This is a genomic window from uncultured Piscinibacter sp., from assembly GCF_937952055.1.
GTDB lineage: Bacteria > Pseudomonadota > Gammaproteobacteria > Burkholderiales > Burkholderiaceae_C > Piscinibacter.
Map to the genome: position 1 here is coordinate 1 of NZ_CALFYO010000009.1, position 15,927 is coordinate 15,927.

Sequence of the window (15,927 nt, forward strand, 5' to 3'; positions counted from 1 at the left end):
TGCGCCACGATCGAGGTGGATTGCTTCAGCTGAAAGTTCATTCCCAACGTTCCTTGTCAATGCTCTGGATGCCGCGCCTGAATGCGATCTCTCGTCACCGCGCGACGATCCAAATCGGTCGTGGTCGCCAAGGGGCATTCACGGAGCCAGCGAGCCGACTGTTCTCGATGAGGGAGAGCAGCCATCCACTCTTGTCCCCCTGATATGTCATTCGGACGATCAGGGTTGACGGTAAGGGGCGGCCTATGTCGCCGAGTAACGGAACAGCAACGCTGTAACGCGCCGGTTGGGAAGGCTGCGGGGCTCGGGAACGAGTTGCGCGCTGCGCGTGCGTGGCCCTACAGCCGCTCTGCCGAGGGCCGGGCCATGCAGCGAAACCTAGGGGCGTTCTTACAGATCATCACGATCCATAAGCGAGCGCCGATACTCGTGCTTACACGAGCATCTCGAGCGATCGGGGATGGCTGAGAAAGGCCGAAGGGCTTGCACTCGGTCCGTACGCGCCCGACTGAAAGACGGCGACGAGATCGCCCGCGTCGGCAGTGGCCAGCTCCGCTCGATCGGCCAGCAGGTCGAGCGGCGTGCACAGCGGGCCGACCACCGACGACCGCTGGCGAGGTGCATCCAGAGGGCGCGTCGCGATCTCGACGGGGTAGTTCTTGCGGATGACTTGGCCAAAGTTGCCAGAGGCAGCCAAGTGGTGGTGAAGCCCACCGTCCGTGACGAGAAAGACCTCGCCGCGTGAGATCTTCCGGTCGACGACGCGACAGACGTAGACGCCCGCTTCGCCGACGAGATAGCGCCCGAGTTCGATCACCAGTCGGGCGCCGGGCAGTCGCTCGGTCGCGTCTTGAACCACGCTGTGGAGGTGCGCGCCTACTGCCTGCACGTCCAGCGGCTTCTCGCCGGGGAAGTAGGGAATGCCGAATCCGCCGCCCAAGTTGAGAAGACGCACCGGCGCCGGCGCGTCACCGGCTAAGCGCACGGCAAGATCCAGCACCTTGCGCTGCGCTTCGCAGATTGAATCGGCACGCAGGTTCTGCGAGCCCGAGTAGATGTGGAAGCCCTCGAACGACAAGCCCAGTCGGCCGATGTCACGCAGCACCCTCGGCACCTGCTCGGCATCGATGCCGAATTGCTTCGGCCCGCCCCCCATCTTCATGCCAGAGGACTTCAACTCGAAGTCAGGGTTCACGCGCACGGCGACGCGCGCCGGCATCCCGAGCCGCTGCGAGCAATCCGCAAGCACGGCAATCTCGCGCGTTGACTCGGCGTTGACCAGCACCCCGCTGGCCACGGCCTGGGACAGCTCGCCATCGCTCTTGCCGGGGCCGGCAAAACTGATCTCGGCCGGCGCCAATCCTGTGTCCATGGCGACGCGCAGCTCGCCGCTGGAGGCGACGTCCAGACCGTCGACCAGGCGGGCCATGTGCTGTACGACGGCCGGCATCGGATTCGCCTTCATCGCGTAGTGCAGGCTGATGCCCTCTGGGAGCACGCGACGCAGTTCAGCCACCCGCGCCGAGAGCAACTGCCGGTCGTAGGCGTAGAACGGCGTGCCACCCACGCGAGCCGCCAGCACCGAGACGCGCACGCCGCCAATGGTCAATTCACCATCGACGACGGGGAAGCGCGCGGCCGCGCTGTGTCGTTCGGCGCTCATGCGGGCGCTCCCTGCAGGCGGGAAAGGTGCTCCTCGGCGATGCGCTTGCGATCGATCTTGCCATTCGCGTTGCGCGGAAGCGGACCCGGCCTCGGCAGGATCTCCGCCGGCACCATGTAGGCCGGCAGCCGAGTGCGGCACTCCGCCAGCAGCGCCGCGGGGTCAAGCGCGACACCGTTTCGCGCAGTCACCGCGAGGCAAACCGCCTCGCCGAGCGTGTCGCTCGGCACGCCGAAGGCGGCGCACTCACCAACCATCTGCGTCGCGTACACCACTTCTTCAATCTCGGTGGGGCTGATGCGGTAGCCCGACGACTTGATCATCTCGTCGCGCCGACCGATGAAGTACAGGAAGCCCTCGGCGTCGCGCCGAACCATGTCGCCGGAAAACACGGCGATCTCGGGCATCACCAGGCCGGCCTCGCGTCCGGGCAGCGGCTTGAAGCGCTCGGCAGTCTTCTCTGCATCGTTCCAGTAGCCCTGCGCCACCAGCGCGCCGCGCTGTACCAGTTCGCCCGGCTCCCCGGCTTCACATTGACTCCCGTCGGGGCGCAGAACGAGGATCTCGCTGTTGGGGATCGCCTTGCCGATCGAGTCTGGTCGACGGTCGACCTCCTCGGGGGGCAGGTAAGTGGCGCGGAACGCCTCGGTGAGGCCGTACATCAGGAAAGGCCTGGCCTGCGGCAGCGTCGCGCGCAGGCGGGCGAGTATGTCCTCCGGCATGCGTCCGCCGGTGTTCGCGAAGTAGCGCAGCGAACGGCCTGCGTCACCATCCCACGCCACCTGAGTGAGTTGGATCCACAGCGGCGGCACGGCGGTCATGCCGGTGACACTGTACCGCGCCACGCAGCGGACGACGTCCTTCGGCAGCAGGTAGTTCAGCAGCACCACCTGCGCACCAGCATGGAAAGCAGTCGTCAACTGGCTGAAGCCAGCATCGAAGGACAGCGGAAGCGCCGCGAGCAGTACATCGTCGCTGTGATTGCCAAGGTAGGACGCTACGCTCTTCGCACCGGCGACCATGTTGCGATGGGATAGCACGACGCCCTTGGGTTTGCCGGTGCTACCCGAGGTGTAGAGGATTCCGACCATGTCCTGGTCGACCACCCGCCAGCTTGGTCGCTCCGGCGATGCCAACAACTCGCGCCAGCCGATGGTTTGCAGACCGTCGATGCCGGTAGCCTGCTCGCCGGTCGTGACGACCGCACGTAGGTCGGGGCATTGCTGCAACACGGGCGCCAGCGCGCGCAACCGCTCCAAGGACGTGACGAGTACACGTACGTTGCAGTCACGCAGGATGTAGGCAACCTGTTCGGCTTTGAGCAGCGGATTGACGGGGACGAAGACGGCTCCGAGCGCCGGCGCGCCGAACGAGGCGACCACCGTCTCGAAACGCTTGTCCAGGTAGATGGCGATGCGCTCACCGCGCTGCACGCCCAGGCCGCTCAGGCCAGCGGCGAAGTTCCGCACCTGTGTGGCCAGATCGCCGTAGCTGATCGCGGCATCACCCTCGCGCAGCGCGACCGCCTGCGGCGCTCGCTCGGCGGACACGTAGAGAAGTTCGTGCAGCAGCGTCGACTCAGCGCTCATTTGGGTACCTTTCAACGTTGCGCCGTGGCCGTATTCGAAGGCCGTGCGAAGCGGCGAATGAACGTCGTCGCAGTCTCTCGTGCGGCGTGGGCCAGACCGCACGCCGAGCGCAAGTTGCAGGCGAGCAGCCCGATGCGCTCCCTCCGGTGCGACATCCACGACTTCTTATAGGGATCGTCGCCAGTGAGGTAGTCCACTTCGACGACGCGGTCCTCGTCGAGGGCCTGTCGCATCAGGTGCGCGGTCAACACGGTGCCGGCCGAGAACTTATTGAATGCCTCATCGTAGGCCAGCTTGAAGATGTAGGCGCGGCGGTCAATCGTGAACCAGAACTGGGCCGCGATTGGCACGTCACCGATCCAGGCCACGCCCAGCCGCAGCCAGCCTTCTTGCGCGCAGGCACGCGCCCAGCCGCGCACGAAGTCGGGGTAGGGTTCCGGCTTCTTCCAACTCTTCGCGTAGACGGTCTCGTAGGCATCCATTGCCGCGTCGACTTCGTCGGGCAGCGTGACGACCTGTAGGCGTGCCTCGCCAGTGCCATCCGCTTTGAACTTTTTTGACTTGCGTGTCCACGTGTTGTAGAGCTGCGAGTCGCGCCCCTTCATGTAGGTGTCGAAGCTCATGCCTTCGCAGGGCAAGTACCAATTGCCGAACACGAAGAACTGCTTGATATACCAGCCGCTGCGCGCGAGTGCGGCACGCACCAGTGCCGTGTCCCGGTCCTCGGCCGACAGCGGCGACAACTGCAACACCGCGCAGCCCGGGTGATCGTGCCTGAGCTGGCGCGCCAGCGCGTTGGCCGCATCGGCACGATCGCTGCGCATCGTGTACAAGAGGCTGTGCAGCGACGAGTAGTAGTTGCACAGGCCGCGCAGCAGCCAGGGCTTGGCGGGATCACGCGAGAGTGGCATCAGGGACAGTTCCGCGCCGCTGCCATGCTGCACCACGATGGCCTCCATCAGGCTGTCGTCGACGATCTGATCGGCAAAGTGACGCAGCCAGACCGAGCTGCCGAATGGGTTGTACGGATGCATGCCCGTGTCGAGCAGTTGGCAGTGTTCAGTCAGCAGCGAGAGGGTTCGTTCGCGCGAGGTCGCGGTCATCGGTGGTTGATCCGAGGTTGGCGTTCGGGACCTTGCGCCGACTCGGCGACGGTTCGATCGAGCAGATTGGCCAGGGAGCGAGCCCGCTCGGCACGCGACATTGCGCGAACGCGAGGGTTGGTGCGGTCGGCGAACGAACCCGGCAGAGTGTCGTCCAGGAACGCGGCCAGCGCGGCAGCCACGCTCGTCACGGACTCGAGCTTCGCGACATGCGTCACGCCCGCGTCCGCCATCACCTGGGCAGTGTCGCCCGCCGGATCGGCCAGGCCGAGTATGGGGCGCCCCGCGCGCAGGTACTCGTACAGCTTGGCCGGCACCTGCTCGTTGCAGTTGGTCCCCTGCATCACCAGCAGTCCATCGGCGCGCAGCATCTCGTGCAGAGCCTGCCGGTATGGCACAGCAGGCTGGATGTCAATCAGGTCGGCCACGCCGCGTTCGCCAGCCAGCCGGCGTAACAGATCATCATGCACAGCCGCTCGGAAGCGGATGCGCAGACTCTCCAGTCGGGGGTGACCGGCGTTCCTGAGCAGGCTCAGAGCGTCCATCAGTGCGGTCGGATCGCGCTCGCTCGGATAGACGATGCCGCTGTGCAGCAGGGTGAAGTGCCCCGAAATCAACGCACGGCGGTCGTCCAGTTCCTCCGCGGCAAGGAAGGACTCTTCGTCGTAGCCGTTCTCGATCAGTGCGAATCGCTCGGCTGGCAATTCGGCGAATCGTTCTCGGTACATGCGAAGCGCGCTGGGCGTGACGAAGACCATGCGTGCTGTGCTGGCAGCGATGTCTCGTTCAATGCGGGCAAACGAACGCCACACTTTCGGATCCTCAGGGTAGCCATGTTGGGCCATGGGGTCGCGGAAGTCGGCGATCCACGGCAGGCCGCTGAGCCGGTGCAGCGTGTGCCCGATGCGATGCGCGGTGGCGATCGGGTAGGTTGACCAGATCGCATCGGGTCGGTGCTGCCGGATCAGGCGGAGCCCGGCCGGCACGGCACCCCACCACCACGACATCCATCGGTCCGGGCGAGCGAGGAACCCGGGATAGCGGCCACCGAACGCCAGATGTCGGCTCGAATCGAGCGCAAACGCCGCTTGCACCGGCACGCTCGGGGGTACCTCGGCGAGCAGATCCGGCGAGGTCGTCGGGTAGACGCGCGGATGGGCGGTGAGCACGATCGGATCCCAGCCGTGCGCGGGCAGGTGCTGCACGAAGCGCAGCGTGCGCTGGATGCCGCTGGAGCCTGCAAGCGGCGGGAAGTGGTAGGCGATCATCAGCAGGCGCCGCCGCGGCGCCGTCGTCAGGCTGGACATAGCGCCTCGTGCAGCCAACGGCTGGTTTCGCGCTCGACCTGCGCCTTCCACTCTCGCCGCGAGAAGGTGTGGTCAGCGTCCGGCAGTTCCACACGACGCACGTCCGTTCGCGCGAGCAATTTCTGCCAACTCGGCTGGGCTGACGTGTACTCGGTGAATTCTCGCGCCGTGAGGTCGTCGCCACTGAGGATCAGCAGGCTCGGTCCACGTAGGCAACTCCAGCCGCGGGCCATGGTGTCTCGATAGTCGCCACCCGTTGCGGCGGGCGTCGAAATCGCGCCTCGCGTGGCGCGGAGGTTGGCACCAAACGAACGCAGCGATGCGCGCCAATCGAAGCGTCCGCTGACCATCTTGAGCCAAAACTCGCGTTGCATGAGGCGCCCGCGATAGTAGTGCTTGACGGTGGCCGCTGCCAGCGTCGCCTCACTGCGCACCCAAGGATTGACCAGCACGACACCAACGACGTCCGCGTGGTCCGTGCCGTGCATCAGCGCCGCCGACGCGGCGTCGCAGAGGCCCCAGAGCACCACCCTGCGAACGCTCGGTACGCTTCGGCGCAGCGCGTCGACGGCAGCGCGCACGTCTTCGCGTGCTGCGTCGAATGCTAGGACTTCGCCCGGCGCGTCGCCCATGCCCCGGTAGTCGAAGCGCAGCGTTGCGAAACCTTCCCTGGCCAAGTGTCGCGCCAGTTGCACGAACTGCCGGTGACTGCCGACGCGATACTGCGGGCCGCCGACGATTACGACCACGCCAAGGTCCTGTTCACTCTGCACCGGCAGGCTCACGATGGCCGGCAGCAGCGCGCCCTGGCAGCGCAGTTCGATCACCGACTCGCGCGGTTCGGGTCGCAGAATCGGCTCGTCAGGCTGCATGTCGAACCTGGACAAGCGCGGCCGTCCTTTCGCCGCGCAGGGCCGCGATGGATGCCTGCAGCAGCACCTCGTTCTCGACGGTCTCGGTGGACTGCCAAAACGCCGAGCCTGCCACCAGTTGCACGTCGACCTCGCGGCCGCTCTCGCGCAAGGCGTCAACCACGCGCTTGGTGGCCGGTGCGATGCCGCTTTCGGCCCGCGCAGCGAGCTCGAACCACGCCACCTTGCCGGTCCCGGCCGTGGGCAGCCGCAATAGCGATGACTGCAGTCCGCGCGCAATGTCAGCGGGAAGTTCGTATCCGGCCACTTCCACCACGTCGCCGCGCTCCCACGACTGCGCGGGCGAAGGCTCGTCTGCGGGGGCACTTGCACTGGCCAGCATGCGCGATGCCGTGCGCAGACGCAGAAACTGCTGCAGGAACAGGCCGCCGCTGAGTACCGGTTGCCACAGCAGAAGATGGGCCGAGAGGTGCTCGGAGAGCAACTCGTCGGCAAACAAGGATCCGCTTCGCACGGCCCATAGCCACAGCGGCCCTGGCTGCGCACGATGCAGCGCGAGTTCGCGGCGCAGGTCGTCCAGCCAGATCGTCCAGGTGGCATCACGCAGCTCGCCGGCGCTGTCGCCACAGCCAAACAAATCGAGGCGCACCACGCGCCAGCCGTCGCTCGCCAGCCCCCGCGCGAGCTGCGCGCACATGCGACGTGTCTTGTTCATTTCCTCTGCGAAGGGTGGCAATAGCATGACCGTGCCGCGTGGCTCGGACGCAATTGGCTCGCTGACGCAACGCAGCCGCGGCCCCCCGATGAAGCCTTCAGCCAGACACAGAGATTCGCGAATCTTCGTGGACAAAGTCACGCAGCCAGCTTGGCTCGCACGAATTCGACCAGACTATCGACGCTGGCAAAGGTCGCCCCCTCGACTTCGTCGTCCTGAATCGCGAAGCCGAACCGCTCCTCGATGGCGGTGAGGATTGCCACCACGGCCATCGAATCGAGCTCGGGCACGCTGCCGAGCAGCGCTACCCCAGGCCCGAGCGAGGCAGCGGCTGCAGGGCCCAGTACTTCACGCAGGACACCGATCACCTCGGTCTCGAGTTCAGTCATCGTGATGCGTTTCCGCGACGGGCGACGCCTCGGCGCCCGCGCTGGATTCAATGTGGATTGGCTTGGCATTCTAGGGAACTTGACCTGTCCGGTGCCCCCCTAAGCGGGCGGGCGTGTCGAGTCAATGCTGTGCATTTGGCACGCTGCCGAGCGGCACAATCGACATTCGCGCCGCGAGGCATGGCGGGTCTCCAAGACTTGCCACGGCACAACGGAGGCAGGTTCCATGAACGGGTTGTATCGACGTCTGGTGTTGAGCACCGCCTTGGCCTTGCTTGCCCTTGCCGGGCAAGCTCAGGAAATCCCAGGCTATCCGGCTATTGAGGCTTTCGATGCCCGGGAGGTTGCCATGCTCCCGCCATACTGCAAGTACACGATCTACTTCAGGGACAAGGTGCCCGGCGGTGCAGACCCCGATTCCAGGGCCCGCTGGCTGGGTACGCTGGGGCCGACCTTCGAGCACCTGCATCACTACTGCTTTGGTCTCATGAAGACCAATCGTGCCGTGCTGCTTTCGCGCGACTCGCAGACCACCCAGTTCTACCTGCGAGAGTCGCTTCGCGAGTATGACTATGTTTTGGACCGCGCAAGACCCGACTTCGTTCTGCTCCCCGAAGTGCTTTCAAAGAAGGGAGAGAACCTGATCCGCCTCAAACGCGAGCCGCTGGCAATCCTCGAGTTCGAACGCGCTGCCAGTCTGAGGCCGGACTACTGGCCGCCCTTTGCGCACATGGGTGACTACTACGCCAGCATCGGCGATCGCGCGAAGGCCCGCGAGGTGTTGCAGCGCGGGCTGCAGGGTTCGCCGGACGCGCAGGCACTGAAGCGCCGGATCAATGAGCTTGACGATGCCGAAGCAAAGGGGTCAACGCGGAAGAAGTAGCGTCCATCCCTCGCCTTGGTGGCGCTACAACGCTGTCGGGGTGGAAGCTAGCGCCTATCATCCCTGCCTCTACTCAAGTGTCGGGGCCTGCGGGCGGAGGGGGTTCGGTGAAGGTATCGGTTTTCGGTTTGGGCTATGTCGGTGCGGTGTCCTGTGCGTGCCTGCCGGAACTCGGGCACGAGGTCGTCGGCGTCGACACCAGTCCGGCGAAGATCCGCATGATCAATGATGGTCAGTCGCCGGTCGTCGAGGAAGGCATCAACGAGTTGATCAGCGCGGCGGTCCGCGGCGGCCGGCTGCGCGCGACGGACAGCGTCGAGGATGCCATTGCGAACTCGGAGCTCTCGCTCATCTCGGTGGCGACGCCGGCGAACCCCAACTACACGCCCAATCTGAGCTCAGTAGACGCCGTGATCCGTTCCATCGGTGCGGCCATCCGTCAGAAGAGCGGCCACCACACCATCGCGCTGCGCAGCACCGTGCCGCCTGGCACCACTGAAGACCGCATCCTGCCCATCCTGGAGGAGGCCGCGGGCCGGAAGGTGGGCGATCGGCTCTCGCTGGTCTTCAACCCTGAATTCCTTCGCGAAGGGTCCTCGGTGAAGGACTTCCACCAGCCGCCTCAAACCGTCATAGGTAGTCTCGATGATATCGGCTACGAGGTGATCGAGCGCCTGTACCAGGGGCTTCCCGGCCCCATGGTGCGCACCTCGTGCCGCGTGGCGGAGTCGGTAAAGTACCTCTGCAACGTCTTCCATGCGATGAAGATCGTCTTCGCCAACGAGGCCGGATCGGTGCTGAAGGCCTGCGGCCTGGATGGCCGGGAGGTGATGAAGATCTTCTGCCAGGACACGCAACTCAACATCTCACCGGCTTACCTGCGCCCCGGTTTCGCCTTCGGCGGGTCGTGCCTGCCGAAGGAGGTCAAGGGCTTTCTTACGCTGGCGCGTGAACGGGACGTGCCGATCCCGGTGCTGGCGCGGCTTCTCGACAGCAATGGCGCGCATATCGACCGTGCCTACGACATGATTGCGCGTGACGGCCGGCGCAAGGTGGCGCTATTCGGGCTGGCTTTCAAACCGGGAACCGACGACATGCGCGACTCGCCACTGGTCACGCTGGCCGAGCGGCTGATCGGCAAGGGATTCGATCTCGTCATCTACGACGGCTTCGTGAAGATCAGCCGACTGCTCGGCAAGAACAAGGAATTCATCGATCGCGAGATCCCGCACCTCGACCGGCTGCTGCAGGAGAGTCCCGAAGCGGCGCTGGCCGATGCCGAGGTGATCGTCGTCGGCCATGCTGATGCTGCAGCGCGTCGGGCAATCGTCGCGCAGGCAGCCGGCCGCCGCATCGTCGACCTGTCGGGCTATGCCGAACTGGGCGGCGCACCTGCCGCCGAGTACGAGGGAATCTGCTGGTGACCGGTACCAGACCGCGCCTCGCATTCGTCTCGCCGGTCTTCCTGTTTCCCAATGATGCTGGCGGGAAGATCCGTACCACCAATATCCTGCGCGGCCTGAAGGGCGGTGCGTTCGAGATCACGCTGCTCAGTCCCGCCAGTCAAACGCAGCAGCTCGACTGGGCTCGTGAACTACGCAGCGTTTGTGACCGTTTCGTCGGCTGGACTCCGTCTGCGCTGCGGCCGCGCTGGGCGCGGGCGGGCGACCTGTTGCGCACGCTGCCGGTGAATGTCGTCGCCGATCGAACGCCGGCCGCGCTGCGTTCGGTCGCCAAGGTCGTGGCCGAGCAGCCGGACCTGGTGGTGTTCGACTTCGTTCACTCAGCCGTGCTGCGGCCTGCTGTGATGAACAGCGCCAGCGTGTGCTTCACGCACAACGTCGAGGCGGAGATATTCGCACGCCATGCGAGAACCGCCGGACAGTCTCTGATGCGCCGGGTGTGGGTCTCGCAGGCGAGCAAGATGGAACGCTACGAACGTGAGTCGCTGCGCCACTTCACTTCCGTGGTGGCCGTATCCGACCGGGACGCGAAGCAGTTCCGCGATCGCTATGGGCTTCGCGCCGTACACGCCATCCCGACCGGCGTTGACCTCGACTTCTTCTCCTGGAGGCTGCCGCCCCGCGTGACGCCGCAGGCCCCGCCCACCGTGGTCTTCACTGGTTCGATGGACTGGGAGGCGAATGTCGACGGCGTGCGCCACTTCCTCTCTGAAGTCTGGCCGTTGGTGCAGCATCGGGTGCCCGGAGCGCGCTTTGTGGTGGTAGGGCGCCATCCACCGGCGGCGCTGACCGAATTGGCCCGTGAGCGGCCGGAAGTGAGTTTCACTGGCTTCGTCGACGACGTGCGGCCCTACGTGCATGCAGCGCATGCGTTTGCGATCCCATTGCGTGTCGGCGGTGGCACCCGCATCAAGGCATTCGAGGCGATGGCGATGGGCTGCCCAGTGGTGTCGACGCGCATTGGCATCGAGGGCCTCGACGTGACCGATGGCGAGCACTTCCTGTGCCGGGATTCAGCCGAGGCGCAGGCCGATGCCGTGGTCGAACTGCTGACTGATGCAGCGCTGCGCGAGGCGATCTCGCGCCAGGCGCGACATTGCGTGGAAGAACGCTTCGGGCACCGTGTTGCCGCAGGCGTCTTCGAGGGAATCTGCCTCGACGCGCTGGCGAAGCATCGCGCCAGCACCTGAAACCGCGCGCGCTCAGGGTGCCGTGATCGGCTCGATGGTCTCCGCTGCCGCATGCAGGTAGCGCGCGGCGCGCCGCTTCGCCTCGATGTCGGCATAGACGCGCGCGGCGCGCGACTCGTCGAGTCCGAGCGCCTTCGCGAGCGCGGCCGCCGGCACGCCGTGGTTCAGGGACCACAGCGCCACGTCCATCTGCGCGTAGGGCAGGGCGAAGTAGAACTCGTCCTGGCCTTGTGCCAGCGTGTAGGTGTCGGTGGTCGGCGTGGCGCTGCAGATCTCCTCGGGCAGGCCCAGCGCACGCGCCATCGCGTAGACCTGCGTCTTGTACAGGTGCGCGATCGGCTTCAGGTCGGCCGCGCCGTCGCCCACCTTGACGAAGAAGCCCTGGTCGTACTCCAGTCGGTTCGGCGTGCCGACGACGGCGTAGTTCAGGCGGTCGGCGTGGAAGTAGTCCATCGTCTTGCGCACGCGCTGCTTGAAGTTCGTCGCCGCGACGATCTGCAGGTACTCCTTCAGCGGCAGCCGCGCCTCGTGCTGCGCGCCGCCGGGCTCGGCGACGACGAGCTTGAAGTAATTGATGCCGCCCTCGGTGCCGCCGGCGATGACGATCTTGTTCTTCCAGCCGTCGCCGTAGTCCGGGAAGACGCGGCGGATGGCCTCGTCGCGCTGGCGGTAGCAGCCCAGCGCCTCGAGCGCGGGCGCGATGTCGAACATCTCGTGGGCGATGCCGAGGTGGGCGGCGAGCTGCAGGCCGCGCTGCGTGCTGAACGAGCTGGAATCGCGCTCGGGCATGAGCAGGCCGAACACCTTGCCGGCACCGACGGCGCGGACGGCCAGCGCGGCGCACACCGAGCTGTCGATGCCGCCGGAGATGGCCACGACCAGGCCCCGGCGGTGAAGCCGACGGGCCAGCGTGTCGACCATCCAGCGGGCGATGCGGTCGGCCTCGGCCAGCGCGTCGAGCTGCAGGGCCTGCGGGCCTGGAAGGGAGGTGGTGGAGTCCATCGCGTCAGGCGGCGCGCTTGCGCTCGATGAAGTCGGCCACGCTGGCCAGGCTGTCCAGGTTCTCCGGGACCATCTCGTCGTCGAGCACCTTGATGCCGTAGGTCTCCTCGAGATGGCCGATCAGCTCGAGGAAACCGGTCGAGTCGAGCACGTGGTGCTCGAGGAACGAGTCCTCGTCGGCCAGCGTCACGCCGCCGGCGCCCATGATGAAGTTGTCTTCGATGTAGCGCCTGACCTCGGCCTTGATGTCTTGCATGGTGTACGTGTTCTCGTTGTGGGCACGCCGTCGTCAGCGCAGGCTGGCGTGGCGGATCTTTCCAGATTCGGTGCGGGGCAGTTCGTCGACGATGGCGACGGTCTTCGGCGCCATGTGGCTCTCGAGGTGGGCCAGGCAGTGGCGGATGAGATCGCGCTCGCCCAGCTTGCTGCCCGCAGCGAGTGTGACATAGGCCTTCACCGCCTGGCCGAGCGTCTCGTCCGGCACGCCGACCACGGCGCAGCCGGTCACGCCGTCGAGCCGGTAGATGGCGTTCTCGACCTCGCGCGGTGCGACCTTCTCGCCGCGTGTCTTGATGATGTCGTCGCATCGTGCGACGAAGTAGAGGTAGCCGTCGGCATCGCTGCGGAACAGGTCGCCGGTGTGCAGCACCACCTGGCCCGGCAGTGGCCCGGGGCGCAGCCGCGCGGCGGTCTCCGCCGGGCGCTCCCAGTAGCCGAGCATGATGTGGCTGCCGCGCACGACGAGTTCGCCGGTGGCCCCGTTCGGCAGCCGCTGGCCGGTCTCGTCGACCAGCCAGTGCTCCTGGTTGGGCATGCCGCGGCCCACGCTGTCCGGGCGCGCGTCGATCTGCTCCGGCGGCAGGTAGCTGGCGCGCTTGCACTCAGTGAGGCCGTACATCGAGAACAGGCGCGCGTGCGGCCAGAGGAGGCGCACGCGCTCGAGGTGCGCCTGAGGCAGCGCCGCCGCTGCGTTGGTGAGCAGGCGCAGCGCGGCGAAGTCGAAGCGTTCGGGCTGCGCCAGCCCGAGCAGGGCGGCGAACAGCGTCGGCACCCCGGGAAACACCGTGACACGCTCGCGCTCGAGCGTCTGGGCCAGCTTGATGGGGAAGGCGGCGTGGCGCTCGATCACCACGGTGGCGCCAAGGCCCAGGCCCATCAGCAGGTTGTACAGGCCGTAGCTGAACACCGGCGGCAATGCGAGGCCGATGACGTCGTCCTCGCGCAGGCCGAGGTAGCTCTGCACCGACATCCAGGCGCTGCACATGTTGAGGTGCGTGAGCATCACCCCCTTGGGCACGCCGGTGCTTCCCGAGGTGTAGATGATCGCGGCAAGGTCCTGGTCGATGCGTGGCGTGATCGTCGCGGGTGCGGCCGCGTCGTCTCGCGGCCAGGCGCGTTCGAGCTCGCCCGCACCGTCGGCCGAGCCGGCCACGCGGCAACTGCGCAGATGGGACATGCGCAGCAGCGCTGGTCGCCATTGCGGCGCGAGCGGCGCCTGCGTGAGCAGCGCGGTGGCGCGCGTGTCCTGGGCGAGGAAGACCAGCTTGTCGGTCTTCGTCTGGGCACTGATCGGCACGAACACCGCGCCAGCCCGCAACACGGCATGCACCGCCACCGCGAACTCGACGCCGGCCTCGAGCATGACCAGCACGCGGTCGCCAGGGCTCACGCCGTCCTCGCGCAGCGCCTGGGCGAGCGCGCGCACCCGGTGGTGCAGCGTCGCATAGCTCACGCGCTTCTCGCCGGCCACGAGTGCGGTCTTCTCCGGCAGCCGCAGGCTGCTCTGTTCGAAGGCGTCGTGCAGCAGCATGGCTCAGGCCGACAGGGGAAACGCCGACCCCTCGATGTGCTGCCGTTGCAGCAGCATCGTCGAGAGGATGCCGACGAAGGCCATGTTGTCGCCGAAGCCGATGGCGCGTCCGGCGCGGCACTTCTCCACCAGCTTGGCGACGGCGGCGGGTTCGAACAGGCCGGCACGGTCCAGCGAGGAGGGCGCGAGCAGCTCGGCCACCCAGGGGCGCGCCGCGCCGTGCTCGAAGAAGCAGGCGCTGTCGGGCGCGCGGTAGGGCTGTTTGCTGCGCCGCGTGATGCTCGCCGGCAGTTCGCGGCCGAAGGCGCGCTTGAGCAGTACCTTCTCGTAGAGCCCGCGCAGCTTCAGCCGCGGCGGCAGCCGGCAGGCGAACTCGATGACGCGGTGGTCGAGGAACGGAAAGCGCGCCTCGATCGAGGCCGCCATCGCCATGCGGTCGCCTTGCGCGGCGAGCAGGTAGCCCGACATCAGCGTGTGTGCCTCGACGTACTGGTCGCGCTCGAGCGGCTGCCATTGAGCGAAGCCGTCCGGCAGAACGTGCGCCAGGGCTTCGGCGGGATCCCAGGCGAGCAGCTTCTCGCGCCACTCCGGACGGAAGAACTGGAACACGCGGCGCGTCGTCGCCAGCCGCATCGCGTGGGCGAATCCGGGCTCGTCGACATCCTCCAGGCCGCTGCCGAAGTAGCTCTGCGTCAGGCTGCGCGCCGCCGCCGGCGACGTGGACAGGTAGGGGTAGAGGCGGCCGAGCAGTGCCGCTCGCCAGCGCGAGCCCGGCCGCCGCGCCACGAAGCGGCGCAGCGCCGCCTCCTTGAACAGGTCGTAGCCGCCGAACGCCTCGTCGGCGCCCTCGCCGGTGAGCACCACCTTGTAGCCTGCGGCGCGCACGCTGTCGGCGAGCAGCATCATCGGCGTCGGTGCGGTGCGCACCAGCGGAACCTCGGCATGCCAGACCGTGCGCGGAAAGGCTGCAGCAATGGCATCGCGCGTCGCCCGCATCGAGGAGTGATCGGTGTTCAGGTGTCGCACCAGCACCTGCTGGTGCGTGCTCTCGTCGAATTCGGCGTCGTCGAAGGTGAGCGAGAAGCTGCGCAGGGGCGTGTCGGTGTGGCGCGCGATCAGCGTGGTGATGATCGAGGAATCCAGCCCGCCAGACAGGTAGGCGCCGACCGGCACGTCGGCGCGCAATTGCAGCCGCACGGCGTCGACCATCAGCGCGTGCAGGCGCTCGGCCAGCTCGTCGTCGCTGGCGCGCAGGCGCGGCGCATCGAAGCGCCAGTCCCAGTAGCAGCGCTGCTGCCGCCCCGCGGCGTCGAGCACGAGCAGGTGGCCGGGCGGCAGCTGTTCGACGCCCTCGAACACCGTGCCGGTGCCCATCGGCGCCCAGTAGCTGAAGGTGGCAGCCAGGCCGGATGCATCGAGCCGTCGTGCCAGGCCGGGCAGGGCGAACAGCCCCTTCACCTCGGAGGCGAAGGCAAAGCGGCCGTCGACCTCGGCGTGGAACAGCGGCCGGATGCCGACACGGTCGCGCGCGAGCACGAGTCGCCGGCGTACTCCGTCCCACAGTGCGATGGCGAACTGTCCGTTGAGCCGCTCGACGAACTCATCGCCGTGCTGCTCGTACAGGTGCACCAGCACCTCGGTGTCGGAGGCGGTGCGGAAGCGGTGGCCCTGGGCGATCAGCTCGGTGCGCAGCTCGGGGTAGTTGAAGATCTCGCCGTTGAAGCTGACCCAGATGCGCTCGTCTTCGTTGGCCAGCGGCTGCGCGCCGCCCTCGAGGTCGATGATGCTCAGGCGCGCATGGCCGAGCCCGACCGGCCCGTCGATGCGCAGGCCGTGGCCGTCGGGGCCGCGGTGATGCAGCGCGGCGACCATGGCGCGCACCTCTTCGGCGCGTGGCGGAGGCGCACCAGGCGGGCTCCACAGGCCGGCGATGCCGCACAT

14 protein-coding genes are annotated in these 15,927 nt (G+C 67.0%); 3 read left to right on the plus strand and 11 right to left on the minus strand.

Annotated features, from left to right (window positions below; translation table 11 throughout):
• Nucleotides 1–433 precede the first annotated feature (433 nt).
• Genes Q0599_RS02450 through Q0599_RS02480 form a run of 7 tightly spaced genes read right to left on the minus strand, consistent with a single transcriptional unit; the run spans nucleotide 434 to nucleotide 7,638 of the window.
• Nucleotides 434–1,663 (minus strand): pyridoxal-dependent decarboxylase, exosortase A system-associated, encoded by a 1,230-nt coding sequence (locus tag Q0599_RS02450; protein WP_298825139.1) that lies wholly within the window; start codon nucleotides 1,661–1,663, stop codon nucleotides 434–436.
• A complete protein-coding gene (locus Q0599_RS02455; protein ID WP_298825141.1) occupies nucleotides 1,660–3,252 on the minus strand; it encodes an acyl-CoA ligase (AMP-forming), exosortase A system-associated in 1,593 nt (530 codons plus the stop codon). The genes Q0599_RS02450 and Q0599_RS02455 overlap by 4 nt, the downstream gene beginning before the upstream one ends.
• Before the next feature lie 11 nt (nucleotides 3,253–3,263).
• Nucleotides 3,264–4,355, minus strand: a complete 1,092-nt coding sequence (locus Q0599_RS02460) for a GNAT family N-acetyltransferase (RefSeq protein ID WP_298825143.1) — start codon at nucleotides 4,353–4,355, stop codon at nucleotides 3,264–3,266.
• Entirely contained in the window at nucleotides 4,352–5,662 is a 1,311-nt protein-coding gene (locus Q0599_RS02465) for a glycosyltransferase (protein WP_298825145.1), read from the minus strand. Before Q0599_RS02465 ends, Q0599_RS02460 begins: the two co-directional genes overlap by 4 nt.
• Nucleotides 5,650–6,549 (minus strand): hydrolase 1, exosortase A system-associated, encoded by a 900-nt coding sequence (locus tag Q0599_RS02470; protein WP_298825148.1) that lies wholly within the window; start codon nucleotides 6,547–6,549, stop codon nucleotides 5,650–5,652. The genes Q0599_RS02465 and Q0599_RS02470 overlap by 13 nt, the downstream gene beginning before the upstream one ends.
• On the minus strand, nucleotides 6,524–7,390 hold the full coding sequence (locus tag Q0599_RS02475; protein ID WP_298825150.1) for a hydrolase 2, exosortase A system-associated: 867 nt from the start codon (nucleotides 7,388–7,390) through the stop codon (nucleotides 6,524–6,526). The genes Q0599_RS02470 and Q0599_RS02475 overlap by 26 nt, the downstream gene beginning before the upstream one ends.
• Nucleotides 7,387–7,638, minus strand: coding sequence for an acyl carrier protein (locus tag Q0599_RS02480; RefSeq protein ID WP_298825152.1), 252 nt, complete (start codon nucleotides 7,636–7,638; stop codon nucleotides 7,387–7,389). The genes Q0599_RS02475 and Q0599_RS02480 overlap by 4 nt, the downstream gene beginning before the upstream one ends.
• Before the next feature lie 226 nt (nucleotides 7,639–7,864).
• On the opposite strand from Q0599_RS02480, the gene Q0599_RS02485 reads away from it, so the two are divergent.
• From Q0599_RS02485 to Q0599_RS02495, 3 genes are all read left to right on the plus strand, one after another.
• Complete coding sequence (locus tag Q0599_RS02485) at nucleotides 7,865–8,521, plus strand: hypothetical protein (RefSeq protein ID WP_298825154.1); 657 nt, start codon at nucleotides 7,865–7,867, stop codon at nucleotides 8,519–8,521.
• Between the two features lie 107 nt (nucleotides 8,522–8,628).
• On the plus strand, nucleotides 8,629–9,945 hold the full coding sequence (locus Q0599_RS02490) for a nucleotide sugar dehydrogenase (RefSeq protein ID WP_298825157.1): 1,317 nt from the start codon (nucleotides 8,629–8,631) through the stop codon (nucleotides 9,943–9,945).
• Complete coding sequence (locus Q0599_RS02495) at nucleotides 9,942–11,174, plus strand: glycosyltransferase (RefSeq protein WP_298825159.1); 1,233 nt, start codon at nucleotides 9,942–9,944, stop codon at nucleotides 11,172–11,174. Before Q0599_RS02490 ends, Q0599_RS02495 begins: the two co-directional genes overlap by 4 nt.
• Nucleotides 11,175–11,186: 12 nt before the next feature.
• Here the strand turns inward: Q0599_RS02495 and nadE are convergent, their stop codons facing one another.
• Genes nadE through asnB form a run of 4 tightly spaced genes read right to left on the minus strand, consistent with a single transcriptional unit; the run spans nucleotide 11,187 to nucleotide 15,927 of the window.
• On the minus strand, nucleotides 11,187–12,176 hold the full coding sequence (gene nadE / locus Q0599_RS02500; protein ID WP_298825162.1) for an NAD(+) synthase: 990 nt from the start codon (nucleotides 12,174–12,176) through the stop codon (nucleotides 11,187–11,189).
• Nucleotides 12,177–12,180: 4 nt separating this feature from the next.
• Nucleotides 12,181–12,432, minus strand: coding sequence for an acyl carrier protein (locus tag Q0599_RS02505; RefSeq protein WP_298825164.1), 252 nt, complete (start codon nucleotides 12,430–12,432; stop codon nucleotides 12,181–12,183).
• A 33-nt stretch (nucleotides 12,433–12,465) separates the two neighbouring features.
• The gene (locus tag Q0599_RS02510) at nucleotides 12,466–13,986 is read right to left on the minus strand and encodes a class I adenylate-forming enzyme family protein (RefSeq protein ID WP_298825166.1); all 1,521 of its coding nucleotides are present in this window, start codon (nucleotides 13,984–13,986) and stop codon (nucleotides 12,466–12,468) included.
• A gap of 3 nt (nucleotides 13,987–13,989) precedes the next feature.
• Nucleotides 13,990–15,927: an asparagine synthase (glutamine-hydrolyzing) gene (gene asnB / locus Q0599_RS02515; protein WP_298825168.1), complete on the minus strand. Its 1,938-nt coding sequence runs from the start codon at nucleotides 15,925–15,927 to the stop codon at nucleotides 13,990–13,992.